Source organism: Clostridium septicum, from assembly GCF_003606265.1.
Classification (GTDB): domain Bacteria; phylum Bacillota; class Clostridia; order Clostridiales; family Clostridiaceae; genus Clostridium; species Clostridium septicum.
Genome location: NZ_CP023671.1, coordinates 2,624,867 through 2,650,161 on the forward strand (window position 1 = coordinate 2,624,867; position 25,295 = coordinate 2,650,161).

21 protein-coding genes, 1 pseudogene and 1 other annotated feature are annotated in these 25,295 nt (G+C 25.9%); of the genes and pseudogenes, 16 read left to right on the forward strand and 6 right to left on the reverse strand.

The features are described 5' to 3' along the window. Positions 1 to 174 precede the first annotated feature (174 nt). From CP523_RS12095 to CP523_RS12130, 8 genes are all read left to right on the forward strand, one after another. Positions 175 to 720, forward strand: a complete 546-nt coding sequence (locus CP523_RS12095) for a DUF5317 family protein (protein ID WP_066673497.1) — start codon at positions 175 to 177, stop codon at positions 718 to 720. A gap of 57 nt (positions 721 to 777) precedes the next feature. After that, a complete protein-coding gene (locus CP523_RS12100) occupies positions 778 to 1,245 on the forward strand; it encodes a hypothetical protein (protein WP_066673499.1) in 468 nt (155 codons plus the stop codon). Beyond that, positions 1,238 to 1,879, forward strand: a complete 642-nt coding sequence (locus CP523_RS12105) for an accessory gene regulator ArgB-like protein (protein WP_066673501.1) — start codon at positions 1,238 to 1,240, stop codon at positions 1,877 to 1,879. The genes CP523_RS12100 and CP523_RS12105 overlap by 8 nt, the downstream gene beginning before the upstream one ends. 12 nt (positions 1,880 to 1,891) lie before the next feature. Further along, positions 1,892 to 2,026, forward strand: a complete 135-nt coding sequence (locus tag CP523_RS12110) for a cyclic lactone autoinducer peptide (protein WP_066673506.1) — start codon at positions 1,892 to 1,894, stop codon at positions 2,024 to 2,026. A gap of 64 nt (positions 2,027 to 2,090) precedes the next feature. Next, positions 2,091 to 3,794 (forward strand): bifunctional diguanylate cyclase/phosphohydrolase, encoded by a 1,704-nt coding sequence (locus tag CP523_RS12115; RefSeq protein WP_066673507.1) that lies wholly within the window; start codon positions 2,091 to 2,093, stop codon positions 3,792 to 3,794. Positions 3,795 to 3,939: 145 nt separating this feature from the next. Continuing rightward, complete coding sequence (locus CP523_RS12120; RefSeq protein ID WP_066673516.1) at positions 3,940 to 4,650, forward strand: phosphatase; 711 nt, start codon at positions 3,940 to 3,942, stop codon at positions 4,648 to 4,650. Positions 4,651 to 4,698: 48 nt separating this feature from the next. After that, positions 4,699 to 5,895 carry a DHHA1 domain-containing protein gene (locus CP523_RS12125; RefSeq protein WP_066673522.1) on the forward strand — a complete coding sequence of 399 codons (1,197 nt, stop codon included), beginning with the start codon at positions 4,699 to 4,701 and terminating at the stop codon, positions 5,893 to 5,895. A 70-nt stretch (positions 5,896 to 5,965) separates the two neighbouring features. After that, positions 5,966 to 6,556: an NUDIX hydrolase gene (locus CP523_RS12130; RefSeq protein ID WP_120140903.1), complete on the forward strand. Its 591-nt coding sequence runs from the start codon at positions 5,966 to 5,968 to the stop codon at positions 6,554 to 6,556. A 33-nt stretch (positions 6,557 to 6,589) separates the two neighbouring features. On the opposite strand, the gene CP523_RS12135 is transcribed toward CP523_RS12130, so the two are convergent. Beyond that, entirely contained in the window at positions 6,590 to 7,747 is a 1,158-nt protein-coding gene (locus CP523_RS12135) for a GH25 family lysozyme (RefSeq protein WP_120140904.1), read from the reverse strand. Positions 7,748 to 8,060: 313 nt separating this feature from the next. Between CP523_RS12135 and CP523_RS12140 the strand changes: the two genes are divergently transcribed. From CP523_RS12140 to CP523_RS12155, 4 genes are all read left to right on the forward strand, one after another. After that, complete coding sequence (locus tag CP523_RS12140; protein WP_128499405.1) at positions 8,061 to 9,194, forward strand: sensor histidine kinase; 1,134 nt, start codon at positions 8,061 to 8,063, stop codon at positions 9,192 to 9,194. A 357-nt stretch (positions 9,195 to 9,551) separates the two neighbouring features. Next, a complete protein-coding gene (locus CP523_RS12145; protein ID WP_066673532.1) occupies positions 9,552 to 11,936 on the forward strand; it encodes a sensor histidine kinase in 2,385 nt (794 codons plus the stop codon). Between the two features lie 202 nt (positions 11,937 to 12,138). Continuing rightward, positions 12,139 to 12,786 carry a YczE/YyaS/YitT family protein gene (locus tag CP523_RS12150; protein WP_066673536.1) on the forward strand — a complete coding sequence of 216 codons (648 nt, stop codon included), beginning with the start codon at positions 12,139 to 12,141 and terminating at the stop codon, positions 12,784 to 12,786. An 81-nt stretch (positions 12,787 to 12,867) separates the two neighbouring features. Next, positions 12,868 to 13,104: a DUF1292 domain-containing protein gene (locus tag CP523_RS12155; RefSeq protein WP_066673541.1), complete on the forward strand. Its 237-nt coding sequence runs from the start codon at positions 12,868 to 12,870 to the stop codon at positions 13,102 to 13,104. 172 nt (positions 13,105 to 13,276) lie between these two features. Here CP523_RS12155 and CP523_RS12160 read toward each other — a convergent pair. Then, positions 13,277 to 14,496, reverse strand: a pseudogene (locus tag CP523_RS12160) (IS256 family transposase). A gap of 169 nt (positions 14,497 to 14,665) precedes the next feature. Next, positions 14,666 to 15,508, reverse strand: a complete 843-nt coding sequence (locus CP523_RS12165; RefSeq protein ID WP_066673544.1) for a patatin-like phospholipase family protein — start codon at positions 15,506 to 15,508, stop codon at positions 14,666 to 14,668. Positions 15,509 to 15,728: 220 nt separating this feature from the next. On the opposite strand from CP523_RS12165, the gene CP523_RS12170 reads away from it, so the two are divergent. Together CP523_RS12170 and CP523_RS12175 are read left to right on the forward strand one after the other, a co-directional pair. After that, the gene (locus CP523_RS12170) at positions 15,729 to 16,280 is read left to right on the forward strand and encodes a GNAT family N-acetyltransferase (protein WP_066673550.1); all 552 of its coding nucleotides are present in this window, start codon (positions 15,729 to 15,731) and stop codon (positions 16,278 to 16,280) included. A gap of 112 nt (positions 16,281 to 16,392) precedes the next feature. Then, positions 16,393 to 17,631, forward strand: a complete 1,239-nt coding sequence (locus CP523_RS12175) for an IS256 family transposase (protein ID WP_120140384.1) — start codon at positions 16,393 to 16,395, stop codon at positions 17,629 to 17,631. Between the two features lie 301 nt (positions 17,632 to 17,932). On the opposite strand, the gene CP523_RS12180 is transcribed toward CP523_RS12175, so the two are convergent. Beyond that, positions 17,933 to 19,669, reverse strand: a complete 1,737-nt coding sequence (locus CP523_RS12180; RefSeq protein ID WP_083089363.1) for a WG repeat-containing protein — start codon at positions 19,667 to 19,669, stop codon at positions 17,933 to 17,935. A gap of 175 nt (positions 19,670 to 19,844) precedes the next feature. Here CP523_RS12180 and CP523_RS12185 point away from each other — a divergent pair, with 175 nt between their 5' ends. Further along, positions 19,845 to 21,485: a hypothetical protein gene (locus CP523_RS12185; protein ID WP_120140906.1), complete on the forward strand. Its 1,641-nt coding sequence runs from the start codon at positions 19,845 to 19,847 to the stop codon at positions 21,483 to 21,485. Between the two features lie 59 nt (positions 21,486 to 21,544). Here CP523_RS12185 and asnA read toward each other — a convergent pair whose 3' ends face one another. After that, positions 21,545 to 22,561 carry an aspartate--ammonia ligase gene (gene asnA / locus CP523_RS12190; RefSeq protein ID WP_066673556.1) on the reverse strand — a complete coding sequence of 339 codons (1,017 nt, stop codon included), beginning with the start codon at positions 22,559 to 22,561 and terminating at the stop codon, positions 21,545 to 21,547. Between the two features lie 133 nt (positions 22,562 to 22,694). Further along, positions 22,695 to 22,974: a binding site (T-box leader), on the reverse strand. A gap of 371 nt (positions 22,975 to 23,345) precedes the next feature. On the opposite strand from asnA, the gene CP523_RS12195 reads away from it, so the two are divergent. After that, on the forward strand, positions 23,346 to 23,867 hold the full coding sequence (locus CP523_RS12195) for a putative ABC transporter permease (RefSeq protein WP_066673559.1): 522 nt from the start codon (positions 23,346 to 23,348) through the stop codon (positions 23,865 to 23,867). A gap of 53 nt (positions 23,868 to 23,920) precedes the next feature. On the opposite strand, the gene CP523_RS12200 is transcribed toward CP523_RS12195, so the two are convergent. Beyond that, on the reverse strand, positions 23,921 to 25,234 hold the full coding sequence (locus CP523_RS12200) for a VanW family protein (protein WP_066673560.1): 1,314 nt from the start codon (positions 25,232 to 25,234) through the stop codon (positions 23,921 to 23,923). Positions 25,235 to 25,295 lie beyond the last annotated feature (61 nt).

Sequence of the window (25,295 nt, forward strand, 5' to 3'; positions counted from 1 at the left end):
TGATTATAAAAAAGAATATATAAATAAAAAGATTATAAAAATACCTATAATTTAATATATTAATATTAAATTTAATACAATACAAAAAAAGATGGAAAAGTATAGGATAAAAGAGTATAATTAAGGAAGAAACAGTTAAATTTTTAAAAGAATAATAGAAGAGAAGGAGAAAATATGATAGAAACTATCATAATAGCTCTTATATTTGCTAAAAGTAAAGGCTTAAAAATTAAAGATATATTTAAAAATTGGACTATATATCCAATAATATTAATGGAGATAATATATATATTTGTACAAATTAATATATTTAATGCTAATTATAGTGTTATAAAATACTCAGAAATTCTAAAAATAATATATTTCTGTTCATATATACCATTAATTTTAAAGTATAATCAATATTTAAGTGCAATTATTGGGTCATTTTTTATGATAATAGGTGGATTTTTAAATGATATTGCTATAAGAGCTAATGGAGGTAAGATGCCAGTTTTTCCTACATTATCATATTTTACTGGTTATATAAAATCTGATTCTTTTATTAGAGTAAATGATATTCACATTTTAGGAGATTGCACTACTAAATTTAAATTTTTAACAGATATATTTGATTTAGGATATAGCGTTTTAAGTATTGGAGACATATTTATTAGATTTTATGTATTTATTATAATTTATAAATCTATAAAGTATATTAATAAAGTTGATTGTGAATAAAGTAGATAAGAATATAGTTGTATTGAATAAAAAAATATGAATAAAGGAGATTTTTAAATGTTAAAGCTATCGCCAATAGAACTTTTTTTTAGAGCAATACCTGAAGGTTTTTTATTTATTCTAGCTATATATTCATTTTCAAGAATAAAAATAAATAAAAAAAGATATGTACTATCAAGTTTTTTATATTCTATATTAGTATTTTTAGTTAGATTTCTTCCTATAACTTATGGAGGGCATATAGTTATTAATATAGGAATAGCCATATTAATAGGTCATTTAATAAATAAAATTGATATGTTGGATATAATTAAATCTGTAATAGGTATTTTTATTATTCAATTTAGTAGTGAAGGAGTAAATTTATTAATAATACAGACTTTTGCAAAGTCAAATATAGAAAAAATAGTAAGTGATCCAGTTTTAAAGACAATATATGGAATACCATCACTAGTTATTGTGGCGGTAGTAATAACTATATATTACTTATTAATGAACAATAAAGGAAAGTTGAAAAATGTATGACATTGGAAGGTTATCTCAAAATATAGCTGAGAGAATTTCGCAAGAATTAAATTTTGAAAGTGATAAAAAAGAAGTTATTGAATACGGAATTTTTGCAATATTGCAAATAATATTGTCTATAATTTCTGTATTAATAATAGGAGCATTTTTAAATGTAATGCTAGAATCTTTTATAACTACCATTACTATAGCATTATTAAGAAAGTATTCAGGTGGAGCTCATGCAAGTTCACCTACAAGATGTACTTTTATAGGAACTATTATAAGTGTTGCTATACCATTAATGTTAAAAAATGTTAATGACTTAAATATTGTAGGTATTATAGTTTTCTTAAGTTTTATTTTGTCATATTATTTAGTTTATAAATTAGCACCAGTAGATAGTATTTTTAAACCTATAAAAAAAGAAGAAAAAATTAAAAGATTAAAAAAAGGTTCTATCATTATTGTAAGTATTTACTTATGTTTAGTTTTAGGTAACCTTATTATATATATCAGTACAAGCTATGATAAATTTATTAAATATAGCTTATGTATATGTGGAGGTATGATGTGGCAAGTAATATCCTTAACTAAGCTTGGGCATAAATTAATTTACATAATAGAAACTTTTATTAATAAATTTAAAAAGTAGGGAGGAATATTTATGAGGAAGTTAAATAAGAAAGTTTTAGTTGGAGTTGCTACATTTGCTACTGTTTTTGCATCAGTAATAGCAACATCAGCATGTTTTTGGTGTACATACCAACCAAAAGAACCAAAATGTTTAAGAGATAAATAATAAGTAGGACCGGAAATTTTCCGGTCATTACTGTATTTATTATATATTAATGAGGTATAGAGAAATGAATGAGATAGAAGGGCATAAACAGAAGCAAATAGATGATATAGTAGCAGTAGTAAAGATTTTTTCCTTGTTATTTACTTCAATTACACTTTTTCAAAACGTTTTTCAAAATAAAAGTATTAAAACTATAGAGATATATTATAACATCTTTACTATTGGTGTTGTGGTATGTATATTATTAACAATATATTATTTATTGTTATTTTCAATATCGAGAAGTTTTAAATATAGTCATATGGAGTATTTAAAATTCATTGAAAATATAATTTTTTTCTTTATGTTCTTTTTTACAATAATTATTTCTGGAGCTCATATTAGTGAATGTAAATATATTTTCTTATTTATAATAATAACTACTACTATACAATTTGGAATGAAAAGAGGAATAATAGTAGCACTTTTATCATCTTTTACTATTTTATCTATAGATATCTATAGCTTGCCAAATGCAACAATTAATTTTTATTTTGAAAATGATTTAATATTATCAGGTGTGTTTATTCTTACTGCATGGCCGTTAGGTTATTATGTAAGAATAGAAAAAGACCACATAAATAAATTAAAGTGCTTAGCTAATGAAGACGGATTAACAGGAGTCTATAATCATAGATATTTTCAAGATAAATTAAAAGAACAAATTAAACTATCAGATGTAGCACAAAATCCTTTATCAATGATATTTATTGATATAGATTATTTTAAGCATTATAATGATCTTTATGGACATCAACAAGGAGATGAAGTTCTAAAGGGAATAGGTGAATTATTAAAAAAGAATGTAAGGAAAAAAGATATTGTGGCTAGATATGGTGGAGAAGAGTTTGCAGTAATTTTGCCTGATACAGAAGAGAAACATGCAATTACATTAGCAAACGTATTAAGAATTTTAATTGAAAATACAAAATTTTATGGAGAAGAGAATCAACCTAATGGGAATTTAACAGTTTCTATGGGAGTTTCTACATATCCAGATAAGGCAAAAAGTGATATGGACTTAATTAAATCAGCAGATGATGCATTATACAAAGCAAAATTTTTCTATAAAAATAGGGTAGAAGCTTATATTTCAATTTTAGATGAAATAAAGAAGGATATTGACGAAGAGGATATAGAGTTAGTTACATCTATAAAAACATTAATTAGTGTAATAAATGCTAAAGATAAGTATACTTATGGACATTGTGAACGATTAGTTTTTTATAGTAGATTATTAGCTGAGAAACTTCCAATAAATAAAAGAGAAAAAGATGTACTAGTATATGGTGCTTATATGCATGATATTGGGAAAATTAATGTTTCAAAGGAAATATTAATAAAAAAAATGCCTCTTACAGATGATGAATGGGAAATATTAAAAAACCATCCTCAAAATGGTGTAGATATAATCAAACCTGTTAAATCACTACAAGAAATAATTCCTATAATATTACATCATCATGAAAAATATAATGGAAGTGGCTATCCTAGTAAATTAAAAGGAAAGGAAATACCTTATTTAGCAAGGGTATTAACTGTAATAGATAGCTTTGATGCAATGACATCTAATAGACCTTATAATAAAAGAAGAACTAACAATGAGGCTATAAAAGAATTAAGAAGGTGCAGTGGAGTGCAATTTGATCCACAGATAGTAGAAAAATTTATTGAGGTTATAGAAGAAAATAAAGATAAATTAGAAAGCTTAAATATTAATAATGATTGAAAGGAGATGAGTGTTTAAATGATTATATTAAATCATTTATAGAACACTCTTTTTTTATTTAACAATACTATACTTGTATATATATGATAAAATTTAGTAATATTATTATAAGAACATTACTAAAGATAGAAATTGGAGTGATTAAATGAAAGCAATAATAGATTTGCATTGTCATACTATATCTAGTGGTCATGCATATAGTACCATAAAAGAAAATATAGAAGGGGCAATAGAAAATGGAATAAAAATATTAGGTGTTTCAGATCATGGACCTGAAATGCCAGGAGGACCTTATATTTTTCATTTTGGAAATTTAAGAGTTTTAAGGGAAAATATAAATGGAGTTAGAATGTTAAAGGGTGTAGAAGCTAATATAATTGATTATAATGGAAATATAGATATTCCAGAAGATGTATTAGAAGGATTAGATTATGTAATAGCAAGCTTACATCCACCATGTATTCCTTTTGGTTCAATAGATGAAAATACTAGAGCTGTAATAAAAGCTATAGAAAATAAATATGTAAAAATAATAGCTCATCCTGATGATAATAGGTATCCGTTAAACTATGAAGAAATAGTTAAAGTAGCTAAAAAGAATAATGTATTATTAGAAGTTAATAATTCATCTTTAAAGGCAGATAGTTATAGACCTGGAGCTTTAGAAAACTATAAAACAATGCTTAATTTATGTAGAGAAAATAAAGTTAAAATTATTTTAGGTAGTGATGCTCATATCTGGTATGATGTTGGGAGATTTGACAATTGTGAAAGACTTATTAAAGAAGTTGGTTTTCCAGAAGAGTTAGTTGTTAATTATAATGAAAAAGATCTAAAAGAATTAGGACTTTATTAAAATCTAAAGCGTAATAGATATTAGGGAATTTATAGAAAGGTGGATAGTATGGAAAAGTTATATTATACAGATCAGTATATTAAAAGTTTTACTGCAGAAGTTATTGATGTTAAAGAATTAGATGGAAAGTTTCATGTTGTTTTAGACAAAAGTGCCTTTTTCCCAGGTGGAGGAGGCCAACTTGGAGATATAGGATATATAGAAAATCATAAAGTTATGAATGTTTATGAAGAGACTGGAGTATTATATCATGTTGTAGAAACGAAACCTATAAAAATACATAAAGTTAAATGTTCTATAGATTGGAAAAGAAGAGAAGACGGAATGCATCAACATTTAGCTCAACATATTTTATCTGGATGCTTTTTTAAACTATTTAATACAAATACAGTCAGTATCCATTTAGGTAAGGATATAAGCACTGTTGATATAGATGGATATTTTGAGGAAAGCCAAATAAGAGAAGCAGAAGTTTTAGCAAATGAAATTATAGGAGAAAATTTAGAGGTGGAATTTTTGACACCTACTAGAAAAGAATTAAAAAAACTAAACTTAAGAAGAGATCTTCCAAAAACAAACGAAGAAATAAGAGTAGTAAAAATAGGTGATTTAGATATAAATGCTTGCTGTGGAGTGCATCCTAAGTCAACATTAGATCTTAGAATCATTAAGATTAAGAAGTGGGAAAAACACAAGAAAGCAACAAGAATAGAGTTTTTAGCTGGAAATAGAGCTGTTATAGATTCACTTAAAAAAGATAGATTTGCATCTGAAGTATGTAAATATTTAAGTAGTAATGAAGAAGAAGCTATAAATAGCATAAAAAATTTAAATAATAATTTAAAAGAAGTTCTAGATGAGAAAAAAAGAATAGAAGAAGAAATAGCAAGATATGAAATGAAAGAAATGATAGAAACAGCTGATAAAGTTAAAAATATATCAGTTGTAAAAAAAGTTTATTCAGGAGAAAATATAAAATATATACAAAAGCTTGCAAGTAAAATTGTAGAAAATGAAGATACAATAGCTTTAATGGTAGTTAAAAATGGAGAAAGAGCTAATTTAATATTTGCTTCTTCTAAAAATATAAAAAATATTAGTATGAGTGATTTATTAAAAGATGCAATAACCCTTATTGATGGAAAAGGGGGAGGTAGCTTGAACTTAGCTCAAGGTGCTGGGAAAAATAATAATAATTTAGAAATGACTATAGAATATGCATTTAATAAGCTTAAGAACTTATAAAGTTTGCAATGAATTTTCAAAAAATATACAATTAATATAAAGTAAAAAAATAGTATTGGAGTTAAGAAATATGAGTAAAGTAAAAATAAATAAAGTTGATATTCTTTCAGATACTAAGTATTTAAAGCTTTATAATGCTGAGTATTGTAATAAAAATGGCGACTTAAGAAATTGGACTATAGCATCAAGAAAAGATTTAGAAACTATAAGAAATCAATTTTTTAATGGACTTGAAGAAAAAATTGATGCAGTTATTATATTAGCTAAACATATAAAAGAAGATAAATTAGTTATTATTAAACAATTTAGAGTACCTCTTAATGATTATGTTTATGAACTTCCAGCAGGTCTCGTAGATGCTGGAGAGGACTTTACTGAAACTGTAAAGCGTGAATTAAAAGAAGAAACAGGACTAGATTTAATAGAAATTGATTATACAAAAACAAAATCAAAGGTTTATGTATCAGTAGGAATGACTGATGAATCAGTTGCATTTGTTTATTGTACTTGTAGTGGTGAAATATCAAAAGATAATTTAGAAGCAGATGAAGATATTGAAGTTATGCTAGTAAATAAGGATGAGGCTAAAAAAGTTATTGAATCTAATGAGAAGATAGATATAAAAGCATTACTTGCTATACAAAATTTTATTGGGTATTAAAAATGAGAGTTCTAAATTTTAGAACTCTCATTTTTAATAAATTTTAAGAACTTGTCCAGGATAAATTAAGTTAGGATTACTTATATTATTAATTTCAGCAAGGTGTTCATAAGTTGTATCAAATATTTGAGCAATTTTACTTAAAGTATCACCAGATTGCACTATATAACTTTGTGCTAAATTATTAGAATTACCAGTATTAGAAGATATAGAAGATGGTATATTTAAAATCTCTCCAGGATAAATAAGATTAGGATTACTAATATTATTTAAATTTACAATAGAATTTACTGAAGTTCCTAAATTATCAGCGATTTTACTTAAAGTATCACCAGATTGGACTACATAAATTGAATTAAAATCATTTGATGAATTAATAGAATTAATAAAAATTTTTAAAACCTCACCAGGATAAATAAGGTTAGGATTAGAAATGTTATTTATATTAACTAAATTTTCAACAGTAGTATCATATTTGCTGGCAATTTGACTTAAAGTATTACCAGGTTGTACTACATAAAAAATTTCATTATCACTTATCTCTGGAGAGTTTGGTGCTGGAATTATAGGAGATGTAATAGATGTATTTAATAATATATCATTAGTAAATACATTTAAATCCACATTTCCGGAAACTCCAGGCACATATCCAGAATCAGAATATTGAAATCCTATCCAACTAGTCCATATAGGATTATCCATAGGGGTGTTTACTCCATATTCAGCAATCCATAAAGGATACTTAGAGAGTATATTTGTTAAATTATATCTAGCGAAATTACTATAGGTGTAAATAGCTACGTCAATACCAGTTAATTTTTTTAGTTCAACTAAAAATGTTTCAGCTAAATTAGATAGTTCAGTACTAGAAAAGCCTCCTGAAATTTCAAGATCTAAAACAAGTTTACATTCAGGATTTAATCCACTAATTCTACTAGCAAAATATTGAGCCTGTTTTGTTGAAGAATCAATACTCTCAGGTTTGAAATAGTGATAAAATCCAACATATAAACCTTCAGCTTTAGCGTTAGAGTAATTTGGCTTTAAAAAAGGGTCTGTATAATAGGTACCTTCAGTAGCTTTTGTATAAACTACTTGAATACCACTATTTTTCACTTCAGAGAAGTTAATTAAACCTTGCCAACTACTTACGTCTATTCCTTTTAAATTTTCAGAGGATATGCTCTGCATTTAAAAAGCCCCCTTAATTTGTAAATTTTTTATGCTAAATAGGCATATAATATACTATGCATAAAGTTAAAATTTGTATAATCATATAATTTATAATAAAAAAATATGTGTTTATAGGAGGAAATGAGGTTAATAGTTTGTATAAATATTTTCAAAAATAATTTTTTGTCTTTAAAAGTAAGAATAAGATTGTAAATTAAAATAAATACTAGAAATATTATAAAATTATGGAAAATACTTTAAGAGAATGGAAATATATTGTATAATAATATAGTGGGATTTTAATAAGGGAATAGGGAAAGGATTGAGTAATTTGTGTGGCAATAAATTATTTAACAATGAAGAGAGTGAGTCATTTATAAATTTATTAGATGATTATATACTTATTATTAATAGAAAGGGAGAAATATTATATTCAAATAAATCTATTTTAAAAAGGGTAGGATACTCAATTAAAGATACGTATGGAAAGAATATTTTAAAGAAAATAAATAGATTAGAAAAGAAAATTTCTTTAGAATTATATTCTAAAAATAATGAAAAAATAAATTTTATTGGTTATATACTTGAAGGAGTATGGAATGAAGAGATATCATATACATTAATTTTAAAAGAAGCTATTGAGGAAGATTCTAATGAGATAGAAAATATAAAAAGTGAACTTTTTGCAAACGTATCGCATGAATTTAAAACACCATTAAATATTATTTTAGCAACTATGCAATTAATAAATAATAAAATAGATACTAAAAAAATAAACTTGGATAACGAAGTTAATTTAAAAAAATATATGAATACAATTAAGCAAAATTCATATAGGTTATTAAGGCTTGTAAATAATCTAATAGATAAGAGTAAAATACAAAGTGGATATTATGAATTGGATCTTGGAAATCATGATATAGTTAATATAGTAGAAGATATAACCTTATCTATAGCTCCTTTTGTTGAGAGCAAAGGTATAAATTTAGTTTTTGATACAGATATTGAAGAACTTATAATTTGTTGTGATCCAGATAAAATAGAAAGAATTATGTTAAACCTTTTATCTAACGCAGTTAAATATACTGAAAATAAGGGAGAAATTAGAGTTGATTTAAAGTCAAGCGAAGATAAAGTAACTATTTCTATAAAAGATAATGGAATAGGAATTCCTGAAAATGAATTAGGTTATATATTTGATCGGTTTAGGAGAGTGGATAATGAGTATTCTAAGAAGGTTTTAGGAAGTGGAATAGGTTTAACTTTAGTAAAACTATTAGTAGATATGCATGGGGGAGAGGTCCATGTTAAAAGTAAGATAGGAGAAGGAAGTGAATTTTCTTTTGAGTTACCTAAAAAAGTGTTAAAAGATGACTGTAATAAAAAAGAAAGTAAGAATCTAACTTCATGTAGAGTTGAAAAATGTAATATTGAGTTTGCAGATATATATAACTATGTAATATAGATATTTTAATGCAAAATGTAGAAATAATTTATAAAATATATTTAAATTATAAATGATATTATAAATAGAGTATTATAAAATTTATTAAAACAAATATATAGTTTTCTTATAGTAAAGATAAAACTTTGAAAAGAAATTTTATATATTAAATAATTAATAAAAATAGTATTAAATTAGGTCATGGATTTTTAAGAAATTCATGACCTGTATTTTTATAAGATAAATTTGTCGAATTTTAAATATAAATCAAAGATACAATTAAAATATCTTTAAAAAATATCGATAATATTGTATAATTATGGGCGTAATGTTAAATTTGATTAAGATGTACCTAGTTAATTAGGGAAAGGGGTAATTTTGGAGTACAATAATGATTTCATAGAAAGTGATAACGCTTCTTTTTTAGATTTGTTAGATGAGAATATAATATTAGTAAATAAAAATGGTGAGATATTATATATAAATAAAGCTTTCTTAAAAAGACTGGAGTATTGTAATAAAGAATTATTAGGAAAAAATATAAATAATATTATATTAGAAAATAATATTAAAGAGATAATAGAAAAGAAACCTAGCAGTTATTATTTAAGATTATTTAGTAAAAATAATGATTTAGTTAATTTAGATATTAAAGTTATAAAGAGGCTTTTTAAAAATCAATATGTATATTATATTATAGGAAAGGAAATAGAAGAAAAAGTACATTTCAGAACAGATATTGAAGAGCTATTTGAGGATATACCTTATTATGTAAGTGTTAAAGATAGTAAATGTAGATATGTTTATGTTAATAATGCATTTCAAAAATTTTTAGGTAAAAATAAAAAAGATATTTATGGCAAAAAAATAGATGAAATTTTATCTACAAGACTTAAATCTTCAGTAATTAAATCTGATGAAGAAGCACTAAGAACTAAAGAGGAAATTATTTCAGAAGAAAAAATCTGGATTGATGGAAAAGAATGTATTATAGAATGCTACAAAAAGCCTATAGTAGATAAGTTTGGAGAAATAAAGGCACTAATAGGTATTGCACATAATATAACCCTTAAAAAGTTAATTAACGAGGATGTTGTTAAGAGTGACTTTGATTTATTAACTATATATAATTTATTTGATAAGAAAAATAGAAAAGTAAATAAAGATAGTTTATTAAATGAATTAGGACCACATATTGTAGGGCGATTTGGTGCAAAAGGTGCAGGTATATATTTGTACGACTTTAAAGAAGATGGATTGAATTTATATTCAAATTATGGTTTAACAAAAGTTGAAGCAGAAGAAATAGAAAGATGGATTAATGAAAATAAAGTATCCAATTGTGTTAAAGAAATATATACAAATAAAGTAGATGGGATGTATAAGTGGAGAAGCGAATTAGATTATATTGCAGTATATCCAATTAAATTTGAAAAAAAAGCAATAGGATTATTAATTATAGGATATAAGTCAAGAGTTATTCCAGTACATATAGAAAATATTTTAATAGATGCTATATGCAATCAGTTAGGTATTATTATTAAAAATAATATACTATTTGATGAAGTGAAAAAAAATGTAGAAGAAAAATTAGAAGCTGAAAAAGATGTTAATGTACTTTTTAATACAGGAAATGAAGTTGTAAGTGTTATTGATAGTAATGGTAAACTTATTAAAATAAATGGAAATTGGAAAAATATTTTAGGGTGGAACGAAAAAGATGTTTTAGGAAAAAAGTTCATAGAGTATGTTTATGCAGATGAGCGAGATGAAGCTAGAATTATAATGAGTAATCAATATGAAAATTATAGATTAATTAATAGGCAGTTATGTAAAGATAAAACTTATAAATGGATTTCATGGCAAATAAGGTATATGAAAGATAAGGATATTTTTATAAGTTCAGGTAAAGATATAACAGAAGCTGTTCTAATGGAGAGAAAAAATAAATTATTAGAAGAGGATATGAAATTAGAAACTATAAAAAGTGAATATTTTGCTAATATGTCTCATGAACTTAAAACACCACTAAATATAATTTTATCCACTATGCAGTTACTAGATATGAATATAGAAAATGGCAAAATATATGCGGATAGTGATGTAGATATAAATAGGTATATAAAGTCAATAAGACAAAATTCATATAGATTATTAAAATTAGTTAATAATATTATAGACCAAGGTAAAATTGATAATGGATATTTACAATTACAAAAAGGAAATTATAATATTATAAAAATAGTAGAGGATATTACATTATCTTCAGTACAACTTGTTGAAAGTAAGGGAATAAAATTAACATTTGATACAGATACTGAAGAGTTAATGGTAGCTTGCGATTTAGAAAAGATAGAAAGAATTATGCTTAATTTATTATCAAATGCAACTAAGTACACTGAAAAGAATGGAGAAATTTTTGTTTGTATAAGCAGTACTGAAAAAGAAGTTAAGATTTCAGTAAAAGATAATGGTATAGGTATTCCAGAAGATAGATTAGAACATATTTTTAATAGATTTGAGCAAGTTGATAATAAGATAACTCGTAATTCATTAGGAAGTGGAATAGGACTAAATTTAGTTAAATCATTAGTAGAAATGCATAATGGTAGTATAGAAGTAAAAAGCAAGTACGGACAGGGATGTGAATTTATATTTACTATTCCAAATATAACCATGGCAGAAGATGAAGAAAGTGGTATAAATAAAGAATTAACAATAGGTAAAAGTGAAAGATGTAATATAGAGTTTTCATATATTTAGAATTGAATATGAAATTAGTTAAGAGTTAAAGTAAATATTTACTTTAACTCTTATTTGGTATAAATAATATTTTATTTGCCTTAAACTTAAAAATCATTAGTTATTGCATATTGACTAGAATATCAAAAAGTATTAAATTAGAATTATTGCTTTTAAAAAGATTTAAAGGTGAAATGTAATAACAATAGGGGGATTAAAAGTATTGAAAAATAAAATATTAAAATTAATAAGATTACTTGTAGGATTTATACTCTGTGCAAGCTCCACTGTGTTAATGTTAAATTCAAATTTAGGATTATCACCATGGGATGTTTTTCATCAAGGTATTTCAAAGTTAACTGGAATGACTATAGGAGAGGCAAGTATAGCCGTAGGTGTGGTATGTGTCCTACTTGGATTAGCACTTGGAGAAAAGCTAGGGGTAGGGACAATTTTAAATATGATAATAGTAGGAAAGTTTATAGACATGATTATTGCTATGAATATAATTCCTGTAGCTAGTAATATTTTTATGGGAGTAATTATGATGATATTTGGAATGTTAGTTATGGGACTTGGATGTTATTTATACATAGGATGTGCATTGGGATGTGGTCCAAGAGATGGTGTAATGGTATCTCTTAGTAAAAAGTTTAATAAATCTATTAAGTTTATAAGGTCTAGTATAGAAATAACAGTTTTAATCCTAGGTTTTATATTAGGAGGAAGAGTAGGTTTAGGAACTATTATAACAGCTTTATTTTTAGGAACAAGTATACAAATTATATTTAGAGTTTGTAGTTTCGACGTGGCAAATGTTAGACATAAATCTGTAACAGAAAGTATTAAAAGTAATTTTATAGCTTCATAATAATATTATCTTTGTAATATAGTATATTTCCTGTAGTTTATATAAATAATAAAAGTATTAAACTATGGGAGTGAAGTTTTTATGGAAGAAAAAATTATGTCTTTTAATGATGAAAATGGAAAGAAAGTTGATTATGCTATATTAGATCAAAGATTAATATGTGGTAAAGAGTATGTTGCATTAGCACCCGTTAATGACAAAAATCATATTGAACTTTTTAAAATAAGCTTTGATAAAGAATGGAATGAGAGTTTAGTAGAAGTAGAATCAGAAAATGAATTAAATATGTTTAAGCAAGTTTCGGGTTTAAAGTTTTAGATAAAAAGATAACTTATTATAGAGTCTGTCAATATTTTTGTGTAAACTTTAGAAAATTTAGTTTTATTTTAAAGGTTGGAAAGGTTAATACAACATCCAACCTTTATTTTTCTTTAATTGATAAATTTTACATAATAATCTGCACTTTAATAAGAGTTAGACTAAATATTTTTTAGAACAACTGGTCGTCTAAACGACCTTCGAAGAAGATTGATAGTTGAGCTAAAATTTGAGCCCATCCTCGTATTGATTGGGTCCATTTCTTTGTTATATCAACGGTAGCAAGGTATAAAATCTTCATTAATGATTCATCATTCGGAAATATAGATTTAGTTTTAGTAACTTTTCTCAGTTGACGATTATAACTTTCCATTGCATTAGTTGTATATATTATTTTTCTAATCTCTGGTGGATATTTAAAGAATGTTGATAACTCATTCCAGTTATTTCTCCAAGACCTTACTGCTATTAAGTATTTTTCTCCCCATTTTTCTTCTAATCTATCTAATTCCGCTAATGCGACCTCCTCAGAGAAGCGGTGTAAACTAGTTTTAAATCTGCATTGAAAGCTTTTAAATCCTTATAAGATAAGTATTTACTTGAATTTCTTATTTGATGAATAATACATCTTTGAATTTCAGTGTTCGGATAAACAGCTCTAATGGCTTCGTTAAACCCTACTAACCCATCAACTGAAGCAATTAGTATATCTTTTACGCCTCTATTTTTTAACTCATTCAGAACAAGCAACCAATATTTTGATGACTCTGATGCTCCTATCCATATACCAAGAACATCTTTTTTTCCTTCAATATTTACTCCAATCGCAGCGTAGGCTGCTTTCGAAACAACGGTGTTATCTTTTCTCACTTTAAAGTGAATAGCATCCATAAATACTATAGGATATACTGTTTCCAACGGACGGCTTTGCCATTCTCTAATCATTGGAATTACTTTATCTGTTATATTAGAAACTAATGTTGGTGATATGTCCATTCCGTATATTTCATTTACTTGTGATGCTATATCTCTTGTAGTCATTCCCTTATCATACATCCCAATTATTGAGCTTTCTAAATGTGAAACATCAGTTTGATGTTTTTTTACTATTTCAGGCTCAAAAGAACCTTCTCTATCTCTTGGAACATCTAAGTCGAAGTAGCCAAGATTGGATTTCATAGTTTTTCGGCTCTTGCCATTACGGCTATTAGTTGTGTTTTTATTTTGGTAATCATGTTTCTCATATCCAAGATGATTATCTAATTCGGCTTCCAGCATTTGCTGAAGCATTCCTCCAAATAAGTCTTTTAAAACATTTTGAATATCTTCAGCTGTTTTAATATTTGGATTCTTTGCTAATATTTTTATTAATTCTTCCTTTGAAAATGACATAGTCTGTGTTCCCTCCATAATTGATAATTTATTATATCATTTTCTGAAGTTTACACAGACTATTTTACACTCTCTTATTATAAGTTATCTCAGACTGCTGACACTTTGTCAGCAGTCTGACATCAAAGAACTATATAGTTCTTTGATGCTTTTATTTGTGATATTAAAATTAGAGAAATAAATTTTTTATTTCATCCATTTTTTCAATAGCCAAATTATATCCATTAAAATAACCTTCTCTTAACTTATCAACATTTTTTTCAAAGCTTTCTATAGCTTGGTTTTCTCTAGGTCTTAGTATTAGAGCTTTTCCTTCTCTTTCAAGTTTTTCACAAAATTCTACTTGTTCATTATAAAGTCTATGCCTATTAAGCAGACTATTATTTAATTCAGGATATTTTTTAGTAAGTATTTTAGAAGCAAAAAGATTTTTTCTGCTAAATTGCTTTCTATATCCTTTAGGGCGTGTAAGTATAATAAGATGTTTTTCGTTACCATCTGATATGGCTTTTTGTATAGGTATAGGATCACATATACCACCATCATAATAATAATTATTATTTATTCTTATAGCTGGAAAAAATAATGGAATAGCACAAGTAGCTCTAAGAATAGTACATTTTTCATCAATAGTTTTTCCATCTAAATATTCAGTTTGTCCAGTAATAGCATTTGTTACACCAACTAATGCTGTACCATTATATTTTAAGAATGTATCCATATCAAAAGGACTTAGTTTATTAGGAATTTCATCAAAAATAAAATCTAATCCAAATAAACTTTTACATTTAAAAAAATTCTTAACGCTTAAGTAACGTTTATCATTTCTGTAAGATTCTAATATATCTAAATTTCTTCTTTTTTGCCTAGACAAATAGGAAAAACCATTTGTTATTCCAGCAGAAACTCCAATACAGTAAGGAAACATAACATCATTATCTAAAAGAGCATCCATAACTCCAGCACTGAAAATAGGTCTAAAAGTTCCACCTTCTAAAATTAAACTTGGCATAAATCCTCCTAATTAATCTATAAAATGTATTATTAAAATTATATATCTAAATTTAATAAATATAAATAGAAAAGTTAATGTTTTATATGAATATTTAAATTTTCATAAATGTATGTACAAAAGAAGTAAAGAAAGTATAAAATATATAATAAAGCTATTTCTAAGAAATCTAGAAATAGCTTTTATAGTATAATAGGTGTTTTTAGATAGGAGGAATATAATGAAAAAGGAATTGATTTTAAAAAGAAAAGATGGAAAGATCATAGAGGTTAAATTGAGAGAAATGGATTCTAGTTACATAGATAAAATACTAGAGCTTCAGGATATTATATTAAATGGATTGGAAAACAAAGAGTTATATGCTCCTACAGAAAGAGAAGAGTTTATAGAGTATCTAAATAAAGGTGGGAAGATAATAGGGTATTTTACAAAAGATAAGCTTTTAGTAGCTATGGGAGTTTATATAGAAAAAGGATATGATTCTGGAAATTATGGATATGATATAGGCTTGGAAGGAAATGAGTTGCTAAGAGTTGGACAAATAGAATCTACAGTTGTTAGAGATGAATTTAGAGGCAATGGTATTCAAAAAATAATTTGTGAAGCTTTTGAAGAAATAGCAAAGGAAAATAAAATGAATATATTATGTGCTACAGCATCTCCATATAATAAATTTAGTGTAAATACTTTTGAGAAATTAGGATATAAAATTGCTAAAGATAAAATCAAATATGATGGGCTAAGAAGGTATGTATTAGTTAAAAATATATAAAAAATCGAGACAGTAGATAGTTTTGTGTAAAAACAAAACTATCTACTGTTTTTTTTGTATTAACAGTTGGAAGTTTTGGAATAATATACTATATAAATTAGGAGGAATTATTATGACAAGAAAAATTGATACCAACTTTGATTACAACGAGGAAATTAAAAGATGTAAAACAATCGATGATGTGATGGGTAAAAACGGATTAATACAAAGATTAGTTAAAGATGTTCTTGAAAATATATTAGAAGGTGAAATGGAAGAACATCTAGGAAGAAATAAATATGAACGTGTAGAAGCAGTTGATCAAACTAAGAAGAACTACAGGAATGGTTATAGTCGCAAAAATTTAAGAAGTTCCTTCGGTGACGTCGACCTAGACGTACCCCGTGATAGAAATGCTGAATTTGAGCCACAAATTATAAAAAAATATGAAACTGTGTGTACTGAGTTAGATAAAAAGATTATATCTTTATATGCTAAAGGTATGTCAACATCTGATATTCAGGCTGAAATTGAAGACTTATATGGAATAACTATATCACCATCGATGGTATCTAAAATAACTGATAAAGTGCTTGCTAGCGCCGCCGAATGGCAAAATAGAGCATTAGATAAAATATATCCAATAGTTTATTTAGATGCTATGTACTTTAAAGTTAGAAGTAATGGAAAGATAGTTAACAAGGCTGTCTATATATGCTTAGGATACACTATGGAAGGATATAAAGATATTTTAGGTATATGGGTTGATGAAGCTGAAGGTGCTAAATTCTGGTTAGGAATTTGCAATGATTTAAAAAATAGAGGTGTAAAAGAAATTTTAATTGCTTGTATGGATGGATTAAAAGGGCTTCCACAAGCTATAAAAACAGTATTTCCATCAGTAAATATTCAAACATGTATTGTTCATCAAATAAGAAATTCAATAAAATACATAGCTTCAAAAGATAAAAAAGCATTTATGAAAGATTTGAAGGAGGTTTATAAGGCTACAACAGAGGAACTTGCGTTAGCACAGCTAGATAATTTAAAGGAGAGATGGGGAGATAAATATGGAATAGTAATAGATTCCTGGTATAATAATTGGAGTAACCTTTCAACATTTTTCGACTTCTCTCCAACTATAAGAAAGATGATTTATACTACAAATATCTTAGAAGGTTTTAATCGTCAAATACGTAAATTCACTAAAGTTAGAGTCATATTCCCAACTGATGAATCTTTAAATAAGTGTGTTTACTTAGCAACGATGGAGATACTAGAAAAATGGACTCAGCCTATACATAATTGGGGTGCTACGTTAGCAGAGCTATCAATAATATTTGAAGATCAATTAAAAGATGAATTAGCTTAAAAGCTTGTACTTTTTATAAATTATATGCATACTATTAGATTTTTTTGAAATACTAAAAAAGGTAATAAGAAACATTATTAGTATTTCTTAAATATAAAAAAATATTACTGGAAATGAAAATTTCCAGTAATATTAAAATAATAAAAATGATAATTACACAGAATTATCTATTCTCTCAAAAAATCTTTTATAATATAAATTGGCTGTTTTAAAACAGCCAATTTATATTATATAGATTACTAAAGTGTTTAATATTACAAGCTATTGTAGCTATTTATTAGTTTAAGGGAAGTGATTTTTATTAATTAAATGCTTTATAAAAAGAACCTTTTTTATTTATAATATTTTCTATTTTGCTAAAAGGTATTTTAAATGTAACAAAACCAGATGAATGAGGTGCTATTTCATAAGGAGGGAAATAAATATATAAGAAATTTTTATCAACATAGAATCCTTGATTATCTTTTATACCTTTAAATCCATCTGGATAAACACTTTCATAATTAGGATTAGTTTTTATTTCATTATTTATGATATTATCGATTTCTCTAACCCAATAAAGAGAAGATTTAAATAAATCACTAATATTATAAAATTCTCCAGTTTTAAGGTTTATATTAGGTGTTATTAATGTTTCTAATCCATGAGCAGCTCCAAATGGATAATTATATCCTGTCATTTTAAGAACTAGTAGATTTTTATGGAAGAAGCTTATAGAAAAATCTCCTAAATATGAAAATGATAAATCATCATATTTATCTATTTCTTTTAAATTGGATAAAGTTTTTAGACGATTATTTATTTTCATTTCTGTAAGATTATTTGATTTTAAATTTACCTTTGGATAATAAACTAAGTAATTTACATTTGGTTTATATTTAAGCTTATTAACAGAATAAATTCTACTTAAAAGTATTAGAGAATTTGGTTTATATATTAATTTTCCTGATAATGAAATATATAATTTCATATAGTCAACATTTGCAGAAATTATATTGTTTAAAAGCTCTAAAGTTCCACTTCCTTTTACTTTAGGAAGTGAAGGTATAATATTACCGCTTGAATTTATAAAGAATGTGCTATTGTAATTATATGCAGAAGCTAAGTTGTTATCGAATTTATCTATATTCAAATAAATAAATTCAGTTAATACATTACATTCAGTTGTTCCAAGAGCATATATACTATTTACTATTTTATTGGCATTTCCAAGAGGCATACCTAGGGCAAGCCTATTTTCCCCTAATGATTTTATATCGCTATAAATAGGTGAGTAAATAAATTCACCAAGTTTATTTATAACACCAAAGGGACCATTAAAATTTTCAGTGGTGCTTACAATTGCCACACCGTCTTTAAATGGCGTAGCAGAATAAAACATTGGTTTAATTAAAATATCCCCATTTTCATCCATATAGCCTAAGGGACCAAGTGGATCATTACCAAAAGCCATTACCCCTTCACCATATAAGCCTACAAATCTATATTTATAAGATGATATAACAAATCCATCAACATCTATTAGTTCAAATCTATCATTATTTATTTGGACAATAGCCACTTCATCTATAAAATCATTTGCATTAATGTATTGAAGTTTTATAACTTCATTTCCATCAATATCTATATACCCGTAAAGATAATTACCATTAGGTTTAGGATTAGCAACAACAGCTCTTAAATTATTAAATTTACTAATGTATTGATATTTTTTTTTAGTAATTATATTACCTAGTTTATCAATAATTCCCATGGAACCATCGGTAAAAGTACAAACAGCACGACCTTCGCTAAATTCTTCAATATTGGAGAAGGTAGGTTCAACTATAAATTTTCCGGTAGTATCAATTACTCCAGTTAAATTGTTTTTGACAACTATAGCTAAACCATCAGAATTAAAATTTGAAGCATATTCAAAAGTAGGAAGTATAACAAATTTACCGCTATTATTTATATATCCATAAAGACTATTAGATTTTGTGTTTTTAACAGCAGGAAATAAATTAATATTGTCATATTTAGATTTTCTTTTTTTCACAATATTGCTCCTAATATTACTTATAGTAATTAATATATTTTAGATGGTTGTTTAATGTGCAGAAAATAAGTTTCAGTGAAATTTGTAGATAAAAGAAATAAAATATTTAAATTTTCCCAATTTACGTATATAATAGTATAGTGTGTAATTTTGAGAGGATGGGATATAGAATTTTATGAGAAAGAAAGGAATAGTAATATATTTATTAATAGTTAGTATAATAATTGGAGTAATTTTAAATTTTTGTGAAAATAATAAAATTAAATCGGCAGAAATATTAGGTGCAAATGATAAAGTTTATTATGGGATTGATAAAAATGAGAATAATTTTACTGGTGATTTTAAGAAGTTGAATTTAGTAACTTACGATAAAGTTACTAAAAAAGAGGAAAAATATCAATTGGATTTTTCAGAAAATCAATATCCAATTGATATTTCAGTAACAAAGGTCTTTAATAATTGGATTTTAACTCAAACAATTGCAAAGGAAGAAATTATAGGTATAAATATATCAACAAGAGAAGTTAAAGTATTAGTTAGAGTAGATACAAAAGGCAAAGTTTCTCATTCAATAAAAGATTTTGAAATACAAGGAGAAAATTTAATATATTCATATTTTAATGATGGGGAGTCTAAAGTTGAGATTAAAAATTTAAAAACTAATAAGGTATTACAAATTGGAAAATTTAAAACTATAGAAAAGATTCCAGTTACAATATTTAAAGATAAGGCGGCATATATAGTTAATAATAAAATATATATTATTGATATAAACAATGGACAAGTTATTAATGAAAGTCAATCTTTATATAAGGAAGAGCTTTTAATGTATGAAGATAAAATATATACATTTAAGCTTAATGGTGGATATGATGATTTTATACAGATAGATTTAAAAGATAATTTAAAAGAGAAACAAATATTAGAAAGATGTTCTACAATTACTGATTTGTATGAGTCTGGAGGGAAAATAGTTTATAATAATTATTTTTATGACACTAATGAAGAAAGTTTATATTTAAGAGCATTAGAGAATACAGGGTATATAAAGGGAAGAATGATAATAGATAATTATATATTAGATATGTCAGAAGAATATAGTGAGATTGAAGAAGGAAAGAATTGCTTTAAATATCTTTTAAGAGGTGACCAAAATAGGAGTATAAGAGTAAGCTTAGATGACAAAAGATTTATTCAGGTATTAGTAAATGGAGAAGTAGTTGAGAGAGATTCTGAAAGCAATAAAATACTTAAGCATTTTAGTGGGTTCAATATTAGAAATCTAAAAGTTGTAATGGACTATGCTAAATCAGATAATAAGCTTTATGGAATTGAAGAGGTAGAAACTGGATTTAATGCTTTAGTAGGTTTGGATCTCGAAACGGGAGAGAAAACATTTGTAAAAGAAGTAAAAGAAGATCCTAAATTAGTAAGGCAAATAGCTGTAAATAATGATGAGATTGGGTATTTACTACAAGATGAATCTGAAAGTAGATTTGTAATATATAATATGAAAACTAAGGATAATGAGATTATTAATTTAGACATCCAAGGTTATACAAATGATATAGCATTTAATGATGAAAATATATTGATTCTACAATATAGAGTACCTAAAATATATAGTTTTGATAGAAAAATTGGTAATATAACTAAGGAAAGTTTAGCAGAATATCAATCATTTACAGGAGTTAAAGATGTTGGGGTTATATCATCAAAGTTAGATGGAGAATATGAGTTAGTAGATTATAAATTAAATATTTTAAGAAAATTTCATAATGAAAGATCTGCATTAAAATATATATATAAGAGTTAATATGAATAATAGTATTGAAATTACTAAAAAAGAGGATTTTTAAAAAATCCTCTTTTTTTTTATAGTAAGTGTATGTTATGTTCTTCACAAATTTCTATCATTTCTTCAGGCCATACAGAAGCTTGTACTTCACCAACATGAGCTTTTCTTAAGAAGAACATACAAATTCTTGATTGTCCAATTCCACCACCAACAGTATAAGGTAATTTTCCTTGAAGTAATTTTTTATGGAAATCAAGTTCTTTTCTATCTTCACAACCAGATACTTTTAACTGATTTAAAAGAGCAGTTTCATCAACTCTAATACCCATTGATGATAACTCAAGAGCTTTATCAAATACAGGATAATAGAATAATATATCTCCATTTAAGCTCCAATCATCATAGTCAGGGGATCTACCATCATGTTTTTCTCCAGATGCTAAAGCACCACCAATTCCTTGGATAAATACAGCTTTCTTTTCTCTACATATAGCATCTTCTCTTTCTTTTGAAGTTAGAGTAGGATATTTATCTTCAAGTTCTTGAGCTGTTATAAAGTAAATATCTTCTGGTAATATTTCATCGAAATATTCATATTTTGATGAAAGGAACTTTTCTGTTTTTTTGAATACTTCATATATTGTTTTAACTATACTTCTTAAAGTTTCTTCAGTTCTTTGTTCCTTTGTTATGATTCTTTCCCAATCCCATTGGTCAACGTAAGTAGAATGAGTGTTATCTAAATCTTCATCTCTTCTTATTGCATTCATATCTGTATAAAGTCCTTCATTTGGAGAGAAGCCATATCGATATAAAGCCATTCTCTTCCACTTAGCAAGTGAGTGAACAATTTCGAAACTACTTCCATCAATACCTCTCATATCAAAAGATACAGGTCTTTCAGTACCATTTAAAGCATCATTTAAACCGGTATTTCTTTCAACAAATAGTGGAGCAGAAACTCTAGTTAAGTTTAATGCTTTTGAAAGTTCACTTTCAAAAAAATCCTTTACTGCTTTAATAGCTATTTCAGTTTCTCTTAATGATAAATGTGGTTTATATCCCTTAGGTAATATTAATCTTTCTTTGCACATTATTTATCCCTCTTTCTAAATCTAATTTTCTTATTTTATGAAATTATTAAAATGATATATTTTATTTTTCAGAATTAATAATCAGTTTAAGATGCATCTTAAATTTTAAATATAAAAAAAACCCTCGTCCTAAATATAGGACGAAAGGCATATCTTCCGCGGTACCACCTATGTTAACATAAATAAGTTCACTCAATATCAGTACAGAATAAAATAAAAACAAAATTCGATACTGTCCAATTTCTAACAGATTGGTTCCGTCCAGATGTACTATTTATATAAATTTAATAAATATAAATTTCCAGTGGAAGCTCCGAGATGTTATTCGCTAATGGCTTAGTATGGGTATTACACCATCACCCACTCTCTTAAACTAGTTTCAATTAGTTACTTCTTCTCTTCTTAGCTTTTAATTATTCATTTGTTGAAATTAATATATCACCATTTTTGCAACTTGTCAATAATATATCTTGCATTTTTTTAGTATTTATTTATAAAATTAAGGGATTTAAGTGGAGAATTTAAAAGAAAATATAATAAATATGAAATTACATATAAGGGAATATATTTTTTGCCTTTATGAAAGAAGTTAAATAGTTTAGTTTAAAATTGTGAATAAAATAAAAAAAGTTGCTCATAATATGAGTATCTAATGGTTAATTATTTCTAATATTATTTAAATAATAATATTAGAAATAAGTTAGCCCCTAGATAATACTAAAGTAATTAGGAGGTTAGAATCTTAATTACTTTAGTTTTATATACAAAAGAAAGTAGGGTGTTTATGAATTTTTTTTTATGGATAGCATTTAATTTTGTTCTATATTCCTTTATAGGGTGGATAATAGAGGAGGTTTATGCTTATTTTATTAAGGGAAACTTCAAAAAAGAAGGTTTTTTAAAAGGTCCATTTAAGCCTATGTATGGATTTGCAATGACAATATTAGTAGTATTTAATAGAATAAGTCACCCAAACATACTTATTATGACAATTCTTTCTTTTATTGTACCAACTACAATAGAGTATATAAGTGGTGATTTATTAAAAAAAGTTTTTAATAAAGTTTATTGGGACTATTCAAATTTAACTCATAATTTTAATGGATTAATAAGTTTAAGATTTTCATTTTATTGGACATTTCTATGTTTAATAGGAGTATATTATTTTCAACCATTAGTAGATATGGTATATTATCATTTTTTCGTTATATGGGCAATAATAGTTCCTATATCTATATTTTTTATGATGCTAGATTTAGCTATAATAGTAAAAGAAAATAGTAAAATTAATATAAATAAAATTTAAATTCTTAAAAAATAAACCTTCTATTCTTTTAGAATAGAAGGTTTATTTTCTCATTAATTATTAAAAGGTTGGTAAGTGCTTTTATCTATAAATTTTTCGTAAACTTGATTTCCGTTTGCATCATATCCGTATAAATAAGTTTCAGCACTTAAAGGTCCTTTTGGATAGCTTTTAGGCTCATAATTAATTCCGTTAGTTATACTGTCATTTGACCAAAATTCAATAGTAAGAGTTCCATTACCTGCGTGTGAATTTATAACTATTGGGAACTCAGTGTCATTTCTGAATTTTAAGTCTATTGAACCATCAGCTAAAGTTGCATCTAATCCAATAGGAACATAAGATACTGTCATCATATGATTCATTCTTTCAGTTGGTATAATACCTGCTCTAAGCATAGTGTTATATAAAGTAGAAGCAACTTGACAAACACCACCACCATAATTTTTAACAACTTTACCAGCTACGTAAGTATTTGCCATTACGAATCCATTCTCAGGAGTAGTAGGTCCAATTGCAGACTCACAAGAGAAAGTTTCACCAGGCATAACTAAAGAGTTATCTATATTTCTTGCAGCAATTTCTAGATTAGTTCCACTAGGACCACCTGGATAATTTGTTGAAAAAGTAGAAACCTTTTTATTAACTCCTTTTAAGGCATCAGCTTTTACTGAGGGTTCTACAGTGTTCATTTCTCCAGTTAATTCAATGGTATCATTACTGTCAATATCTTTAATATTTGCTTTTAAAGTTTCAAGTAATGTCTGAGAGTCTAGTTTAGAACCATTAGCACCATCAACTATGTGTATACCATTATTTATATCTATTTGTGCATTTTTAGGTTCTACATTAACTGATGAACTTATTTTGTTTACAAAATCCTTAAGCTTATCTTCATTATAAGAAAGCTCAAGTTTATAATCTCTTCTTTCAGGGTTCTTTAAAAGCTTTGATTTTTGAAAAAAGCCTTTATCTTTTCCGTAATTTAAAATTTCTTTTTCAAGTTCTTCATAAGGAGTTGTTACTTCAAGATCCTTATAAAATGTTTGGAAAGATTCATCGCCTACAGTTATATCTATTTGTCTGTTACCCTCAACGTCCATCATAGATGTTAATGTATTATGAAGTTCTTCGGCAGTTTGTCCAGAAACATCTTTATCCAAAATATATGCACCAGGATAAACTTTATCAGCAAAGCTATTAATTAAGTTATTATTTCTTACACCAATGTAAGTTAGTGAACCTACTAAAATAATAACAATTGCAATACCTGATAAAAAATATTTTGATTTTAATAGCGACATATAATTTTTTTCTGATAGTACGACATTTTTTTCAAGATTAGTGTTAGATTGGTTACTGTCCATAGGGCCCTCCTATAAGTATTAGTTTTATATAATGTTTAAATAGTATGTTTATATAAAAATA

What these genes read in the sequence shown, in the direction of transcription:
- CP523_RS12110 (WP_066673506.1), top strand. Translation starts at nt 1,892, where the DNA reads ATGAGGAAGTTAAATAAGAAAGTTTTAGTTGGAGTTGCTACATTTGCT.
- CP523_RS12175 (WP_120140384.1), top strand. Translation starts at nt 16,393, where the DNA reads ATGACAAGAAAAATTGATACCAACTTTGATTACAACGAGGAAATTAAA.
- CP523_RS12130 (WP_120140903.1), top strand. Translation starts at nt 5,966, where the DNA reads ATGAGTAAAGTAAAAATAAATAAAGTTGATATTCTTTCAGATACTAAG.
- CP523_RS12135 (WP_120140904.1), bottom strand. Translation starts at nt 7,747, where the DNA reads ATGCAGAGCATATCCTCTGAAAATTTAAAAGGAATAGACGTAAGTAGT.
- CP523_RS12185 (WP_120140906.1), top strand. Translation starts at nt 19,845, where the DNA reads ATGAGAAAGAAAGGAATAGTAATATATTTATTAATAGTTAGTATAATA.
- CP523_RS12155 (WP_066673541.1), top strand. Translation starts at nt 12,868, where the DNA reads ATGGAAGAAAAAATTATGTCTTTTAATGATGAAAATGGAAAGAAAGTT.
- CP523_RS12115 (WP_066673507.1), top strand. Translation starts at nt 2,091, where the DNA reads ATGAATGAGATAGAAGGGCATAAACAGAAGCAAATAGATGATATAGTA.
- CP523_RS12170 (WP_066673550.1), top strand. Translation starts at nt 15,729, where the DNA reads ATGAAAAAGGAATTGATTTTAAAAAGAAAAGATGGAAAGATCATAGAG.
- CP523_RS12165 (WP_066673544.1), bottom strand. Translation starts at nt 15,508, where the DNA reads ATGCCAAGTTTAATTTTAGAAGGTGGAACTTTTAGACCTATTTTCAGT.
- CP523_RS12125 (WP_066673522.1), top strand. Translation starts at nt 4,699, where the DNA reads ATGGAAAAGTTATATTATACAGATCAGTATATTAAAAGTTTTACTGCA.
- CP523_RS12195 (WP_066673559.1), top strand. Translation starts at nt 23,346, where the DNA reads ATGAATTTTTTTTTATGGATAGCATTTAATTTTGTTCTATATTCCTTT.
- CP523_RS12095 (WP_066673497.1), top strand. Translation starts at nt 175, where the DNA reads ATGATAGAAACTATCATAATAGCTCTTATATTTGCTAAAAGTAAAGGC.
- CP523_RS12100 (WP_066673499.1), top strand. Translation starts at nt 778, where the DNA reads ATGTTAAAGCTATCGCCAATAGAACTTTTTTTTAGAGCAATACCTGAA.
- CP523_RS12120 (WP_066673516.1), top strand. Translation starts at nt 3,940, where the DNA reads ATGAAAGCAATAATAGATTTGCATTGTCATACTATATCTAGTGGTCAT.
- CP523_RS12200 (WP_066673560.1), bottom strand. Translation starts at nt 25,234, where the DNA reads ATGGACAGTAACCAATCTAACACTAATCTTGAAAAAAATGTCGTACTA.
- asnA (WP_066673556.1), bottom strand. Translation starts at nt 22,561, where the DNA reads ATGTGCAAAGAAAGATTAATATTACCTAAGGGATATAAACCACATTTA.
- CP523_RS12105 (WP_066673501.1), top strand. Translation starts at nt 1,238, where the DNA reads ATGTATGACATTGGAAGGTTATCTCAAAATATAGCTGAGAGAATTTCG.